Source organism: Enterobacter sp. S-33 (assembly GCF_028735835.1).
Lineage (GTDB): Bacteria > Pseudomonadota > Gammaproteobacteria > Enterobacterales > Enterobacteriaceae > Enterobacter > Enterobacter vonholyi.
Genome location: NZ_CP117838.1, coordinates 414,072 through 428,958, shown reverse-complemented (window position 1 = coordinate 428,958; position 14,887 = coordinate 414,072). Strand labels below are relative to the sequence as shown.

Genomic DNA, 14,887 nt, shown 5'->3' with positions numbered 1-14,887 from the left:
AACGAGCCTGAGTTTATCGCGTTGCGTTAGTCGGCGTCTTCATATAACGGAAGAAATCGCTGTCCGGGCTAAGCACCATCACATCCTGGCTGCTCTGGAAGCTATTCTCGTAGGCACGCAGGCTACGGATAAAGGCATAGAAGTCAGGATCCTGGCTGAAGGCATCAGCAAACAGCTTCGCGGCTTCCGCATCACCTTCACCGCGCAGGATACGGCCCTGGCGCTCAGATTCCGCCAGCGTCTTGGTGACTTCGTAGTCTGCTGCAGCACGCAGCTTCTCAGCCTCTTCCTGGCCCTGTGAACGGTGACGACGGGCTACCGCTTCACGCTCGGCGCGCATACGGTTGTAAATCGCCTCGGACACTTCCACCGGCAGGTTGATCTGCTTGATACGCACGTCAACGACTTCGATACCCAGTGCAGCCATACTGTTCGGATTGATCACCGGCACTTTACCGTTGGTTTCCGCCTGAACACGTTCAGCCGCTTTGGCAATCGCATCGTCTGCTGCCGGCGTTGAAACTTCATCTTCAGTGCCCGCTGTGCCGGAGTTTAGCGCATCGCGAACTTCCAGGGTCAGACGACCACGGGAGTCGGTCACGATGTCTTTCACATCCAGACGACCAATCTCAGAACGCAGACGGTCAGAGAACTTACGTTTCAGCAGCACTTCTGCCTGAGAAACGTCACCGCCGCCCGTTGCCAGGAAGTAACGGCTGAAATCGCTGATGCGCCATTTGATATAGGAATCAACGATCAGGTCTTTCTTCTCTTTGGTCACAAAACGATCTGCCTGGTTATCCATGGTCTGGATACGCGCATCAAGCGTTTTTACGGACTGAATGAACGGCACCTTGAAGTGCAGACCCGGCTCGTAAATCACCGGGCGTTTGTCGCCATCACGCACGACGCTGCTGAACTGGAACTTGATCCCACGCTCGCCCTCTTTCACCACAAAGATCGAGGTATAAAGCACGACCAGTACGATGACGATGATCGCAATAACTGACTTACGCATCCTTATTCCCCCTGACGCTGGTAGTCGTTACGCTGCGCGTTAGCACGGCGTTGGTCCATAATGTCACCATCGTTCGAAGAAGGCGTTGTGTTCGTGCTGGCGCTGCCTGTTGAGGCTGGCGGCAGACGCAGCAGGTTGTTCGCTCCGCTGGTATCTTTTGCTGCCGGTGCAGAACTGCCCTTCAGCATCTGATCCAGCGGCAGCACCATCAGGTTTCCGCCTTTACTATCGTTAACCAACACTTTGCGGGTGTGGCTCAGCACTTTTTCCATGGTCTCGATATAGAGACGCTCACGGGTAATTTCCGGCGCCGCTTTGTATTCAGGCAGGATCTTCGCAAAGCGAGCCACTTCACCCTGTGCTTCCAGGATGGTCTGGGTCTTATACGCGCGCGCTTCTTCCAGAATACGCTGCGCCTGACCGTTAGCGCGTGGCTGAACTTCGTTGGTGTACGCTTCTGCTTCACGGATGTATTGCTGTTCGTTTTCACGGGCAGCAATCGCATCGTCAAATGCGGCTTTCACCTCTTCCGGCGGACGCGCAGCCTGGAAGTTGACGTCCAGCAGGGTGATACCCATGTTGTACGGACGAATGGTCTCTTCCAGCTCGCGCTGGGTATCGCTACGAATAACGGTACGACCTTCGGTCAGGATACGGTCCATGGTGTATTTACCGATGACACCACGCAGGGCGCTGTCAGTCGCCTGACGCAGGCTGTCATCGGCGCTGGTCACGCTAAACAGGTAACGCTCAGGATCGGTCACGCGGTACTGCACGTTCATCTCAACGCGCACCACGTTTTCGTCAGAGGTCAGCATCACGCCGGAGGCGGCCAGTTCACGGACGGATTCCACGTTTACCGCGGTCACGTCGTCAATGAAGGTTGGCTTCCAGTTCAGACCCGGCTCAACCAGATGGCTGAACTTACCGAAACGGGTGACTACGCCGCGTTCTGCTTCTTTAATGGTGTAGAACCCGCTGGCTGCCCAGATGATGACTACCGCAGCGGCCACGATGCCCACTACGCGGCCACCCATTGGCGGGCGCGTACTCTGAGTGGAATTGCCACCCGAGCCAGAACCTTTTCCTCCGCCAAGGCCACCAAGCTTCTTGCTCAGTTTGCGGAAGATATCATCCAGATCCGGCGGCCCCTGCTCGCGACCACCTTTGTTGCCATTTCCCTCAGAGTTGCCGCCAGGTTTGCTGCTTCCCCACGGGTCGCGGTCTTGTCCGTTATTACCGGGCTGATTCCACGCCATGTATATGCTCCATATTTGTTATGCAAGGGCGAATTATTCAGGCATCCCCTTTCTGATCAGACGATATAGTCGACCAGCGCAGGTTCTTGTTTACAGAGGCGACGCCAGTCAACGATCGGCATACGCACCTGCATCCCCACGCTGCCGTCATCCTCCATCCACTCTTTTTCTATCGCCTGAAGCTGATAAAACCGGCTGCGCAGCCTGCCTTCCTGTGGCGGCAGTCGCAGCGTGTGCTGAGCTACCTCACCGGAAAGACGTTCTGTCAAAGCCTGGAAAAGCAGTGGCACACCAATACCGGTCTGGGCAGAAAGCCAGACCCGAATTGGTTTGTTTTCTTCATCTCTGTCGATACGCGGTTCGAAATCGTCCAGCATATCGATCTTGTTCATGACCAACAGCGTTGGGATCTCGTGAGCATCGATTTCTTCGAGCACCACATTCACCGCGTCAATGTTCTCCTGCACGCGCACGTCTGCTGCATCAATCACGTGCAGCAGCAGAGTCGCCTGTCGCGTCTCCTGCAGGGTGGCTTTAAACGCCGCCACAAGATCATGCGGCAGGTGGCGAATAAAACCTACGGTATCCGCCAGCACCGTTTCACCGACGTCTGCAACGTCAATACGGCGCAGCGTAGGGTCCAGGGTCGCAAACAGCTGGTCTGCGGCATACACCTGGGCCTCAGTTATCTGGTTAAACAGGGTGGATTTACCGGCGTTGGTATAGCCCACCAGCGACACCGTCGGGATGTCGGCTTTGGTGCGCGCCCGACGCCCCTGTTCACGCTGTTTCTCTACACGTTCCAGACGTGAGAGGATCTGGGTAATTCGGCCACGCAGTAAACGACGGTCGGTTTCGAGCTGGGTTTCACCCGGACCGCGCAAACCAATCCCGCCTTTTTGTCTTTCAAGGTGTGTCCAGCCACGCACCAGACGCGTTGCCAGATGGCGCAGCTGCGCCAGCTCAACCTGCAGTTTCCCTTCATGGGTACGTGCACGCTGAGCAAAAATATCTAAAATCAAACCCGTGCGATCGATAACACGGCATTCGCAAAGGGCTTCCAGGTTGCGCTCCTGGGCTGGAGACAGCGCATGATCAAACAACACGACTGACGCGCCGGTTGCTTTTACGGCATCCGCAATTTCGACTGCTTTACCTTCACCAACAAAATACTTTGGGTGCGGCGCTTTACGGCTACCGGTAATCACCTGCATTGCTTCGACACCGGCGGAAGAGACCAGAGATTCAAACTCCTGGAGGTCTTCCATATCTTTGTCTTGCGAAAAATAGATGTGTACCAGCACCGCCTGCTCACCGGCATCATAACGGTCAAACAAGCGTAAACCTCTCTAAAAAGATCAGCGGGGAACGCAGGATCCCTGGCTCCCCGTGTGGATAACAGTGCGAAACCTTATTCGGTCTCGTCGCTGTCCTGCGCCGGCGTTGAAGAACCCTGCGCGCTGCTGCCATGATGGTAGTTACTACCAGTGCCGCCGCCAGCGTTATTGCTGTGATGAGATACCGGACGGGACGGAACAACAGTAGAAATAGCGTGCTTGTAGACCATCTGACTGACCGTGTTTTTCAACAGAATCACAAACTGATCGAAAGACTCAATCTGACCTTGCAGCTTAATACCATTCACCAAATAAATAGAAACTGGAACACGTTCCCGACGCAATGCGTTCAGGAACGGATCTTGTAAAGATTGCCCCTTAGCCATTCTATCTTTTCCTTATATGCTTGTTTTGTACTTAGAACCTTGCGATTCTGAAAAATTGCGCACGATACGCCTCAATTGTACACATTCAGTGAGCGATATCACCAACAACCTCAATCACTTCGTTTAACGCCTGTTGCGGTTTTTCACTGTCTAACCAGTGAACACCCTCCCAACCGCGCAACCAGGTGATCTGGCGCTTCGCTAACTGTCTCGTGGCGCAAACACCTCTATAAACCATTTCATCGTATGAAATCTCACCTTCAAGATACGACCACATCTGGCGGTATCCCACACAACGAATGGAAGGCATGTCCGTATGCAAATCTCCACGGGCAAAAAGCGCCCGCACTTCTGCTTCAAAATCTGAAGCTAACATCTGATGAAAACGCTGCTCAATCCGCTGATGGAGCAGTTCACGGCTCGCCGGGGCGATGGCGAACTGATGCACCTGATACGGCAGAGCGTCTCCTGACGTTTGCGTCAGTTCCGTTAAAGTTTTACCCGAAATGAAAAAAACTTCCAGTGCCCGGGAAAGCCTTTGCGGATCATTTGGATGGATCCGCGCTGCGGCAACCGGGTCAATCTCCGCCAGTTGCTGATGCAAAACGTCCCAACCCTGCTCTGCCGCCTGCTGCTCAATTTTCGCTCTTATTTCCGGATCCGCGGATGGCAGAGGTGACAACCCCTCCAGCAGCGCCTTGAAGTAGAGCATGGTTCCGCCAACCAACAGCGGTATACGCCCCGCCGCCGTTATCTCTGCCATCTCGGCTAAGGCATCCCGGCGAAAATCCGCTGCGGAGTAAGCCTGAGCCGGGTCGAGTATATCCAGCAAACGGTGCGGTGCCGCGCGCAGTTCTTCTGCGTCAGGCTTCGCCGTGCCGATGTCCATCCCTCGGTAGATGAGGGCGGAGTCGACGCTAATCAACTCTACAGGCAAAACTTTACGCAACTCAATGGCTAGCGCCGTTTTGCCGGAGGCCGTTGGGCCCATTAAAAAAATTGCCTTAGGCAGGCTCGCCTTACTTACGTCAATCATGTTTCAGGGCGTTCATCGCCGTTTGTAAATCAACAGGTTGTAATAACCCACCCGGCGGCGCTTTCACCAGATGCGGACAGAGGCGTTCAACCTCAGCCAGCACACTGATGGCCTGTGCCATGCTCCACGGCGCGTGTTCGCTTGCCAGATGGCGGGCGATCCACTGCGCGGTGTTGGCGGCATCAAACGATGTTTGCTGCGCCAGGTAGCCTATCAGTTCAGGAATCAAGTTTTGTAAATTTTGTTGGCGTAAGGGTAAAGGCACTGCACGAATTGTCACATGTTGTGGTTCGAGCACAGTTTCAATACCCATCTGCGCCAGCTGCGGCTCTGCACGCTGCAATACGCTTGTTTCATTAGGGGATATTTTCAGGCGAACCGGAATCAAGAGCGGCTGCGCGCAGGCTGCATTTTCGCCAGGCGTGAGCTGCACCTGTTTAAGCCAGCGTTCGGCGACCGGCAGTGCCATAAGCATCAGTTTGCCGTCACGCTCAAGCAATGCCATGTCGGGCGCGATAATCGTCAGCACCCGGCCAAAACTTTGGCTATGCCCGTCCAGAGAAGGCTGTGCGGCAGGAATGTGCTCTTTACGCTCCACGGCTGGCGTTTCCAGCAGTTTGCGGTACAACGCTCCCTGCTGCTTCTGATAACCAGGCTGGGCATTCGGGTAGTTCGCGCCCGTTGAACGCGTTGCGCTCCCTGCCGGGGAGAAACGTGGGGTCTCCGGTTCACGCGCGGCGGCAGGCTCCGCAAAATGGTTGCGCCCTGCCGCCACACGGTTTTCGGGCAGCGGACGCGGTACAGGAGCGTCGTTTTCCAGCGGCAGCGTTGGTGCTGCCTGCTGCTGCAACACAGCGGCCACGCCCTGATAAATGAAGTCGTGAACCAGACGCGACTGGTGGAACCGCACCTCATGCTTGGCAGGATGAACGTTCACATCCACCTGATGCGGGTCGATGTCCAGATAAAGGACGAAAGCAGGCTGCTGATCGGCCCCGAGCTTGTCTTCGCATGCCTGGCGAATCGCGTGATTGATAAGACGATCGCGCATCATGCGGCCGTTGACGTAGCAATACTGGATCTCGGCAAACGCAGCACTGCTCGCGTTTGGATCGGCAACCCAGCCGCGTAAAGCCAGATCGCCGTGCTGCCATTCTATAGCCAGCGCCTGTTCCAGAAACGGCGTCCCGCAGATAGCGCCCAGGCGGCGCTCTTTCTGTCCGCCTTCCGCCACCGCGCGGTACTGACGCATCACCTTACCGTTATGGCTGAGGTTGATGGTGACATCGAAGCGGGCCAGCGCGATACGGCGAATGATCTCGTCGATATGGCCGAACTCGGTCTTCTCGGTACGCATAAACTTGCGTCGGGCGGGGGTGTTGTAGAAGAGATCTAATACTTCAAGCGTCGTCCCGACAGGATGCGCCGCCGGTTTGACCGTCACATCCATGTCGCGCCCTTCGGCGTAAGCCTGCCAGGCTTCCTGCTGTTCAGCGGTACGGGAGGTCAGCGTTAAACGCGAAACCGAGCTGATACTGGCCAGCGCTTCACCGCGAAAACCGAGGCTAATAATCGCTTCCAGATCGTCCAGAGAGGCGATTTTACTGGTGGCGTGACGAGCCAGCGCCAGCGACAGCTCCTCTTTTTTAATGCCACAGCCGTTGTCCCGAATGCGGATAAGCTTCGCGCCACCGCGTTCGATATCAATATCGATGCGGGTTGCGCCCGCATCGAGGCTGTTTTCCACCAGCTCCTTCACCACCGACGCAGGGCGTTCCACCACCTCACCGGCGGCGATTTGGTTCGCGAGCTGCGGCGGTAGAACCTGAATCGGCATGAATTCTCCTTAGTTGGTCGCGGTCATCTCACCCGGCAGCGCTGCGCTGGCCGTCTGGGCAGCGCCGCTCTGCGGCGCAGACTGCAGAGGATGCGCCTCAAAATATTTGCGTAAACCGTTATAAATCGCTTCGGCAATTTGCTGCTGGTAACTGTCGCTTCCCAACAGACGCTCTTCACCGTTGTTACTGATAAAGCCCGTCTCTACAAGGATGGACGGAATATCTGGCGAGCGCAGAACGCCGAGGCTGGCATGTTCCGGACGACGCTTATGCAGCACGCCAACGCTTTGCAGCTGGTTCAATACGTTAGTGGCGACATCATACCCGACGCGCTGAGAATGACCGAACTGTAAATCCAGCACCGCCTGGCTGAGGTACGGATCGGACTGGCTGTTCGCCAGCACGTCGCCCGCACCGCCTAGCAGTTCAGACTGCTTTTCATGCTCTTCCAGCCAGTTGGCCATTTCGCTGTTAGCGCGACGGTTCGACAGCACCCAAACCGAGGCGCCGGTGGCGCTACGATTCGGTGCGGCGTCCGCATGAATGGAGACCAGGAAGTTTGCGTTTTGCTTACGCGCCACATCCGAGCGCCCCATTACGGAGATAAAGTAATCCCCGTCGCGGGTCAACACGCCTTTAAACATAGGGTCGTCATTGAGTAGCGAACGCAGTTTACGCGCGATAGCGATAGTTACGTTTTTCTCTCGCGTGCCGCCAGGACCAATCGCCCCGGGATCTTCCCCGCCGTGACCCGCATCAATGGCGATAATCACTTTGTCACCGCTGACCGTCGCGCGTCGCGCGCTGGCCGCCGGACGCGTCACCGTATCGCTGCTGGTTGCCGCAGTGATGCGATCGTTCTGCGATTTAAACGGATTACGCGCAGGTTCAGCAGGACGCGGCGTATACACCGGTTCTTCCACCCGCTTCGCTACGACCGGCGGCGGCGGCGGTGCGTCGGCATTGATGGTAAAGACCACCGTATAGTTCGCCCCGTTTTGCTGCTTCACCGCCTTCGTTTTGCCCTTTTCGGTCAGATCAACCACCAGGCGTAACGACTGGCTATCCTGCGGCGTACCCGAACGGATACTTTTCACCAGGTTGTTGCCGCTAAACCGCAGCGGTAATCCCTGGATCACGCCTGTCTGCTTGATATCCAGCGCCACGCTGTGGCTGTCTGGCTGTGAAAACGCATACTCAGGATCGCCCATAAAGCTGAACGTAATCCGGGCCTGGCTTTCGCCGTTAGATACCTGAATATCTGAGAGGTTTGCCGCCCCGGCCTGCGCGCACAGCAGCACGGTGGCAGCCAACACCCAACCTTTAACGCGATTTATCATCCCGTCATCCCTACGCTTAACCGGCCAGACGCGCCAGTAAGGAACTGCCTGATGAGGAAACAGCACTGATGCGTGCCTCACGCCCTTGAGCCTGGTAATCTAAGTGAATTTCGACATCCGGGTCAGGCAGCACACCCGCACCTTGTTGCGGCCACTCCACCAGGCAAATGGCGTCGTTGGCAAAATAATCACGGATCCCCATAAATTCCAGCTCCTCAGGATCCGCAAGGCGGTATAAATCGAAGTGGTACACCATGAGATTTTCAAGGGTGTACGGTTCTACCAGCGTGTAGGTTGGGCTTTTCACATTCCCGTTATGCCCTAACGCCTGCAAAAAACCCCGGCTGAAGGTGGTTTTACCCGCACCTAAATCACCATACAGATAAATGACGGTTGCCCCCTGACAGGCCTGCGCCACGCGCTTGCCGAGTTCTAAAGTGGCTTGTTCATCAGGTAAAGGAATCGCTCGATTAGTCATTTTCTACGTCAATCACATCCGGGTTAACAACACGCCGCAGCGTGCAAAAAAGATCCGTGGCCAGCATACCGCGTGTACCGTAACGCGCAGCCAGTTTATCCGCCGCGACACCGTGGGCCACGCAGCCCGCACAGGCTGCATCATAAAGGGGAAGTTTCTGTCCAAGCAATGCGCCAATGATGCCGGAAAGCACATCGCCCATTCCGCCGCTCGCCATGCCCGCATTTCCGGCATCAATAATGCCCAGCATCTCATCACTGGCGACAATGGTTCCTGCCCCTTTTAAAACAGCAACACCTCCGTAACGTTTTACCAGACGCTGAGCAGAAAGTAAGCGATCGCTTTCAATTTCTGCCACGCTGCAGTTAAGCAGGCGCGCGGCTTCGCCGGGGTGTGGTGTCAGAATGCGATTGTGACGCTTATCCGGGTTTATTGCCAGAAGGTTAAGCGCGTCGGCATCCCACAGCATCGGTTTACGAAAATTCTCGACCTTTTGCAGGGCCTGTTTACCCCATGACTGCTGCCCAAGCCCGGGGCCAATCACCACCACATCCGCCCATTCCAGGCTTTCTTCAAGCGCCTGGGGCGTAAGCTCATGGACCATCAGTTCCGGCCGGGCGGTGATTATGGGCGCAATATTCTCAATGCGAGTGAGCACTCGCACTAATCCGGCACCGCTGCGCAGAGCCGCTTCACCCGTCATACGAATCGCACCAGCCGTACCGTGGTCTCCTCCCACAATCACCAGCCTGCCGTGATCGCCCTTATGGGACGTTGGTCGGCGCGGCGGGAGCCACGCTGCAAGCTGCGACGCATCAAAACGCGCGAGGCGCATTTCCTGCCCGGCCAGCCAGCTCTCCAGCCCCAGCGCATTGTGGTGCAGCACGCCAACGACGTCGCGCGCTTTACCGGTCAGTAACCCCGGCTTGAGGGTGATGAAGGTCACCGTATGTGCCGCCTGAATCACCGCCCCCGGCGTCGCGCCGGTTTGTGCCATCAGGCCAGAGGGAATATCCAGGGCGACTACCGGCGCAGAATGTCTGTTAGCGTGTTCAATAAGCGCGGCAATATTTTCGCGCGGCGCGCTGCGCAGCCCGGTGCCCAGCAGCCCGTCAACAATCAGATCAACATCCTCTGGCCAGACGATATCAGGCGCATGAATCACACCGCCTGCGTTCAGCCATGCCTCCCGCGCCGCGCTGGCCTCTTCCGGCAGCGGTTTATCATTTTCAAGAGCCAGCAAGGTCACGCGGATACCCGCAGCCACCGCGAGACGGGCAACGACGTAGCCGTCACCGCCGTTGTTGCCGTGCCCGCACAGAATCAGCCAGTGAGCGGCCTGCGGGTACGCGCTGCGGGCAACGTTAAACGCCGCCTCACCCGCACGTAGCATCAGTTCATAGAGGGTAATCCCGAGGCTGTCTGCGGCCTCTTTTTCGGCACGCCGGAGGTCATCCGCATGCCAGATGGAATGTGGTATACTTGCGGGGTTTTTCTTCACCGTATGGTCCGTCATGTCACAGCCCCTCGATCTCAATGAATTAGCGCAAAAAATAAAACAGTGGGGTGCTGAGCTTGGCTTCCAGAAGGTGGGCATTACCGATACCGACCTTTCCGCCAGCGAGCCGAAACTGCAGGCCTGGCTGGACAAACAATACCACGGCGAAATGGAATGGATGGCGCGTCATGGCATGATGCGCGCCCGTCCTCACGAGCTTTTGCCGGGCACATTACGCGTCATCAGCGTGCGCATGAACTATCTACCCGCCAACGCGGCCTTTGCGCGCACGCTAAAAAATCCCTCTTTGGGTTACGTCAGCCGGTACGCTTTGGGTCGTGATTACCATAAGCTCTTGCGTAACCGCTTAAAAAAACTCGGGGAAACCATTCAGCAGCACTGTGTTTCGCTGAATTTTAGACCCTTTGTCGATTCTGCGCCTATTCTTGAGCGTCCGATCGCCGAAAAAGCCGGGCTTGGATGGACAGGTAAGCACTCACTTATCCTCAGCCGTGACGCCGGATCGTTCTTCTTCCTGGGCGAACTGCTGATTGATTTACCGCTGCCGGTAGACGGCCCGGTCGAAGAAGGCTGCGGGCGCTGCGTGGCCTGCATGACCATCTGCCCGACGGGTGCTATCGTCGAGCCTTACACTGTTGATGCACGCCGCTGCATCTCCTACCTCACTATCGAGCTGGAAGGGGCCATTCCAGAGGAATTCCGACCACTTATTGGCAACCGCATCTACGGTTGCGACGACTGCCAGCTGATCTGCCCGTGGAACCGCTATTCGCAGCTCACGGACGAAGAGGATTTCAGCCCGCGTAAGGCTCTGCATGCGCCGCAGCTCATTGAACTGTTCGCCTGGAGCGAAGCATGGTTCCTGAAAGTGACGGAGGGTTCGGCCATTCGCCGTATTGGTCATTTGCGCTGGCTGCGTAATGTTGCCGTCGCGCTGGGGAATGCCCCGTGGGAGGAAGCGAATATACGGGCGCTTGAAAGCCGTCGAGGTGAGCACCCACTTCTTGATGAGCACATCGAGTGGGCGATTGCGCAGCAAATTGAGAAACGTAATGCCTGCGTTGTCGAGGTGCAGCTGCCGAAGAAACAGCGTCTGGTGAGGGTGATTGAAAAAGGGCTTTCGCGGGATGCCTGAACTATTCACAGCCTGTGAATAAAATTACAAACTCAAGCGCCATCTGGGCTGGAGATGAGGTCAAGTGATCTCAATAACATTTTGAAATCAAATTTTATACTTTAAATACAGTGAGTTATGAGGATATTATTCACCCTGCTAAGTTTTAACCCTGTTTCGGTTAAGCGCAGTTTCTGTGGATAACTCTGTTCACAAGAGTATTTCAGAGACAATAGAAAACGCCCCCAGCGACGCTTTTCGCTGTGGATATTTTAGAGATGAAGAAGAATTTGGAGCGGGAAACGAGACTCGAACTCGCGACCCCGACCTTGGCAAGGTCGTGCTCTACCAACTGAGCTATTCCCGCTTGGGTGGTCCGTGCTGTGGAAGCACTTTCAAATTTTGGAGCGGGAAACGAGACTCGAACTCGCGACCCCGACCTTGGCAAGGTCGTGCTCTACCAACTGAGCTATTCCCGCTTGGGCAGTCTGTGCTGTGAAAGCACTTTCAAATTTTGGAGCGGGAAACGAGACTCGAACTCGCGACCCCGACCTTGGCAAGGTCGTGCTCTACCAACTGAGCTATTCCCGCAAATCTGCACTGCTTTTGTTGCTGTCGTAACGTGTAATTCTCTGTCGTTACGGGAGGCGCATTATACGAGAAATCCTTTTAGCTGCAACCCCCCTTAAAGCGATTTTTTCGAAATTAAGTTCAAATGCTTATTAAATCGGCAAGCTGAACAATTTAACGACAAAAACCCGGCCACGCAAGGCGCCGGATCGCAAAATCACAGCTTAATAAAGTTTTCGCGGTAGTAAGAAAGCTCCGCCACGGACTCTCGGATATCGTCCATTGCCTGGTGCGTCCCCTGCTTTTTAAAGCCGTCGAGGATTTCAGGCTTCCAGCGACGCGCCAGCTCTTTCAAAGTGCTGACATCCAGATAACGGTAGTGGAAGTAAGATTCCAGCTCCGGCATGTACTTAAACAGGAAACGGCGATCCTGGCCGATGCTATTGCCGCAGATAGGGGATTTGCCTGCCGGAACCCACTGTTTCAGGAACTCAAGCGTCGCCAGCTCCGCCTCACGGTCGCCGAACGTGCTCGCCTTCACGCGCTCCACCAGGCCACTGCCGGTGTGGGTACGCACGTTCCATTCATCCATCAAAGCCAGCTGGTCGTCGGACTGATGCACCGCAATCGTTGGCCCTTCAGCCAGGATATTCAGGTTGGCGTCCGTCACCAGAGTTGCAATTTCAATGATGCGATCGCGCTCGGGATCCAGCCCGGTCATTTCGAGATCGATCCAAATCAGGTTGTTTTCATCCGCGCTCATGTTATTTTCCACCCTTCTCGCATAACCGGCAGTAGCAGGTTAACTAGTATTAATTAGAGTGTATCATAGAGGTTTTGCCCCTTACGGGCGACCAGGAGCCAGCGCGATTGAGTAAAAATAAACTCTCCAAAGGGCAGCAGCGCCGCGTAAACGCCAACCACCAGCGCCGTCTTAAAACCACTTCGGAGAAGCCGGATTATGACGACAACCTGTTTGGTGAAGCGACAGAAGGCGTAGTCATCAGCCGTTTCGGTATGCATGCCGATGTCGAATCCGCCGACGGTGACATTCACCGTTGCAATATCCGCCGGACCATTCGTTCCCTGGTGACCGGCGATCGCGTGGTCTGGCGTCCGGGTAAAGAGGCAGCTGAAGGTGTCACGGTTAAGGGCATCGTTGAAGCCGTGCATAAACGCACGTCGGTGCTCACCCGCCCGGATTTCTACGATGGCGTAAAACCAATTGCCGCCAACATTAACCAGATCGTCATTGTTTCGGCGATTTTACCCGAACTTTCGCTCAACATTATCGACCGATACCTTGTCGCCTGCGAAACGCTGCAGGTTGAACCGATTATCGTGTTGAATAAAATCGATCTGCTGGATGACGACGGCATGGCCTTCGTGAATGAGCAGATGGATATCTACCGTAAGATCGGGTATCGCGTGCTGATGGTCTCCAGCCATACCAAAGATGGCCTTAAGCCGTTAGAAGAGGCGCTGACCGACCGTATCAGCATCTTTGCGGGCCAGTCCGGCGTGGGTAAATCGAGCCTGCTGAACAACCTGCTTGGCCTCCAGCAAGAGATCCTGACTAACGATGTGTCCAACGTCTCGGGTCTGGGCCAGCACACCACCACCGCCTCGCGTCTGTATCATTTCCCGCACGGCGGCGACGTGATCGACTCCCCAGGGGTGCGTGAGTTCGGTTTGTGGCACCTTGAGCCGGAACAAATCTTTAACGGATTTGTCGAATTCCATGATTATTTAGGCGCTTGTAAATACCGCGACTGTAAACACGATAACGACCCAGGCTGCGCTATCCGTGAAGCGGTTGGGAAAGGCGAGATCGCGGAAACCCGCTTCGAGAATTACCACCGTATTCTTGAGAGCATGGAAGACGTAAAAACGCGTAAAAACTTTTCTGATTCTGATAACTGACAACTAAGCTAAGCATCGCTAAAATCGTCCCCTTTTTTCAGGTTCCGGCGGCTTAACGCCGGATCAGGAACGACAAAACAATGGCCTGGAGGCTACCTTGTTAAACGCATTTAAACTTTCGCTTCAATACATTCTGCCAAAACTGTGGCTCACTCGCCTGGCGGGCTGGGGCGCGAGCAAACGCGCAGGCTGGCTGACCAAACTGGTCATCGACCTTTTCGTAAAATATTACAAGGTCGATATGAAAGAGGCGCAAAAGCCGGACACCGCCAGCTACCGCACCTTCAACGAGTTCTTCGTGCGCCCGCTGCGTGACGAAGTGCGCCCGCTGAACACCGATCCTAACGTCCTGGTGATGCCAGCAGACGGCGTGATCAGCCAGTTGGGTAACATCGAAGACGACAAAATCCTGCAGGCGAAGGGCCATAACTACAGTCTGGAAGCTCTGCTGGCAGGTAACTACCTGATGGCGGATCTGTTCCGCAACGGTACGTTTGCCACTACCTATCTGTCACCGCGCGACTATCACCGCGTGCACATGCCGTGTAACGGTATCCTGCGTGAAATGATTTATGTCCCGGGCGATCTGTTCTCCGTCAACCACCTGACCGCGCAGAACGTGCCGAACCTGTTTGCCCGTAACGAGCGCGTCATCTGTCTGTTCGATACTGAATTTGGTCCTATGGCACAGATTCTGGTGGGTGCAACCATCGTAGGCAGCATTGAAACCGTCTGGGCCGGCACCATCACCCCACCGCGCGAAGGCGTGATCAAACGCTGGACCTGGCCTGCCGGTGAAGCGGAAGGCTCTGTGGCCCTGCTAAAAGGTCAGGAGATGGGTCGCTTCAAGCTTGGCTCCACCGTGATCAACCTGTTTGCGCCGGGCAAAGTGAAGCTGGCTGAACAGCTCGAAAGCCTGTCGGTCACCAAGCTGGGCCAGCCGCTGGCGGTCTCTACCGAAACCTTCGTGACGCCGGAAGCAGAACCTGCTCCGCTGTCACAGGAAGAGATCAACGCCGAGCACGACGCCAGCCCGCTGGTTGACGACAAAAAAGACGAAGGCTAACAA

13 protein-coding genes and 3 tRNA genes are annotated in these 14,887 nt (G+C 55.6%); 3 read left to right on the top strand and 13 right to left on the bottom strand.

The window, feature by feature from the left end; all coding sequences use genetic code 11:
- Positions 1-13 precede the first annotated feature (13 nt).
- The 9 genes from hflC to nnr form a co-directional block, all read right to left on the bottom strand.
- Positions 14-1,018 (bottom strand): protease modulator HflC, encoded by a 1,005-nt coding sequence (gene hflC / locus PUP35_RS02005; RefSeq protein ID WP_111965392.1) that lies wholly within the window; start codon positions 1,016-1,018, stop codon positions 14-16.
- Between the two features lie 2 nt (positions 1,019-1,020).
- Positions 1,021-2,277, bottom strand: a complete 1,257-nt coding sequence (gene hflK / locus PUP35_RS02000; RefSeq protein ID WP_133293628.1) for an FtsH protease activity modulator HflK — start codon at positions 2,275-2,277, stop codon at positions 1,021-1,023.
- A 56-nt stretch (positions 2,278-2,333) separates the two neighbouring features.
- The gene (hflX, locus tag PUP35_RS01995) at positions 2,334-3,614 is read right to left on the bottom strand and encodes a ribosome rescue GTPase HflX (RefSeq protein ID WP_023310136.1); all 1,281 of its coding nucleotides are present in this window, start codon (positions 3,612-3,614) and stop codon (positions 2,334-2,336) included.
- A gap of 74 nt (positions 3,615-3,688) precedes the next feature.
- Complete coding sequence (hfq, locus tag PUP35_RS01990) at positions 3,689-4,000, bottom strand: RNA chaperone Hfq (protein ID WP_023334248.1); 312 nt, start codon at positions 3,998-4,000, stop codon at positions 3,689-3,691.
- Positions 4,001-4,085: 85 nt separating this feature from the next.
- The gene (gene miaA, locus PUP35_RS01985) at positions 4,086-5,036 is read right to left on the bottom strand and encodes a tRNA (adenosine(37)-N6)-dimethylallyltransferase MiaA (protein WP_025758256.1); all 951 of its coding nucleotides are present in this window, start codon (positions 5,034-5,036) and stop codon (positions 4,086-4,088) included.
- Positions 5,029-6,873: a DNA mismatch repair endonuclease MutL gene (gene mutL / locus PUP35_RS01980; RefSeq protein ID WP_274241830.1), complete on the bottom strand. Its 1,845-nt coding sequence runs from the start codon at positions 6,871-6,873 to the stop codon at positions 5,029-5,031. Before mutL ends, miaA begins: the two co-directional genes overlap by 8 nt.
- 9 nt (positions 6,874-6,882) lie before the next feature.
- Positions 6,883-8,214: an N-acetylmuramoyl-L-alanine amidase AmiB gene (amiB, locus tag PUP35_RS01975; protein ID WP_143344560.1), complete on the bottom strand. Its 1,332-nt coding sequence runs from the start codon at positions 8,212-8,214 to the stop codon at positions 6,883-6,885.
- A gap of 16 nt (positions 8,215-8,230) precedes the next feature.
- A complete protein-coding gene (gene tsaE / locus PUP35_RS01970; protein WP_013095283.1) occupies positions 8,231-8,692 on the bottom strand; it encodes a tRNA (adenosine(37)-N6)-threonylcarbamoyltransferase complex ATPase subunit type 1 TsaE in 462 nt (153 codons plus the stop codon).
- Entirely contained in the window at positions 8,685-10,208 is a 1,524-nt protein-coding gene (nnr, locus tag PUP35_RS01965; protein WP_274241829.1) for a bifunctional ADP-dependent NAD(P)H-hydrate dehydratase/NAD(P)H-hydrate epimerase, read from the bottom strand. The genes tsaE and nnr overlap by 8 nt, the downstream gene beginning before the upstream one ends.
- On the opposite strand from nnr, the gene queG reads away from it, so the two are divergent.
- On the top strand, positions 10,207-11,346 hold the full coding sequence (gene queG, locus PUP35_RS01960; RefSeq protein WP_274241828.1) for a tRNA epoxyqueuosine(34) reductase QueG: 1,140 nt from the start codon (positions 10,207-10,209) through the stop codon (positions 11,344-11,346). The genes nnr and queG overlap by 2 nt on opposite strands.
- Before the next feature lie 270 nt (positions 11,347-11,616).
- Here queG and PUP35_RS01955 read toward each other — a convergent pair.
- From PUP35_RS01955 to orn, 4 genes are all read right to left on the bottom strand, one after another.
- Positions 11,617-11,692, bottom strand: a tRNA-Gly gene (locus tag PUP35_RS01955).
- A 36-nt stretch (positions 11,693-11,728) separates the two neighbouring features.
- Positions 11,729-11,804, bottom strand: a tRNA-Gly gene (locus PUP35_RS01950).
- A 36-nt stretch (positions 11,805-11,840) separates the two neighbouring features.
- A tRNA-Gly gene (locus tag PUP35_RS01945) sits at positions 11,841-11,916 on the bottom strand.
- A 196-nt stretch (positions 11,917-12,112) separates the two neighbouring features.
- Positions 12,113-12,658, bottom strand: a complete 546-nt coding sequence (gene orn, locus PUP35_RS01940) for an oligoribonuclease (protein ID WP_023310130.1) — start codon at positions 12,656-12,658, stop codon at positions 12,113-12,115.
- Positions 12,659-12,765: 107 nt separating this feature from the next.
- Here orn and rsgA point away from each other — a divergent pair, with 107 nt between their 5' ends.
- Positions 12,766-13,818 (top strand): small ribosomal subunit biogenesis GTPase RsgA, encoded by a 1,053-nt coding sequence (gene rsgA, locus PUP35_RS01935; protein ID WP_274241827.1) that lies wholly within the window; start codon positions 12,766-12,768, stop codon positions 13,816-13,818.
- Between the two features lie 97 nt (positions 13,819-13,915).
- Positions 13,916-14,884, top strand: coding sequence for an archaetidylserine decarboxylase (gene asd / locus PUP35_RS01930; protein ID WP_115876634.1), 969 nt, complete (start codon positions 13,916-13,918; stop codon positions 14,882-14,884).
- Positions 14,885-14,887: the final 3 nt, after the last annotated feature.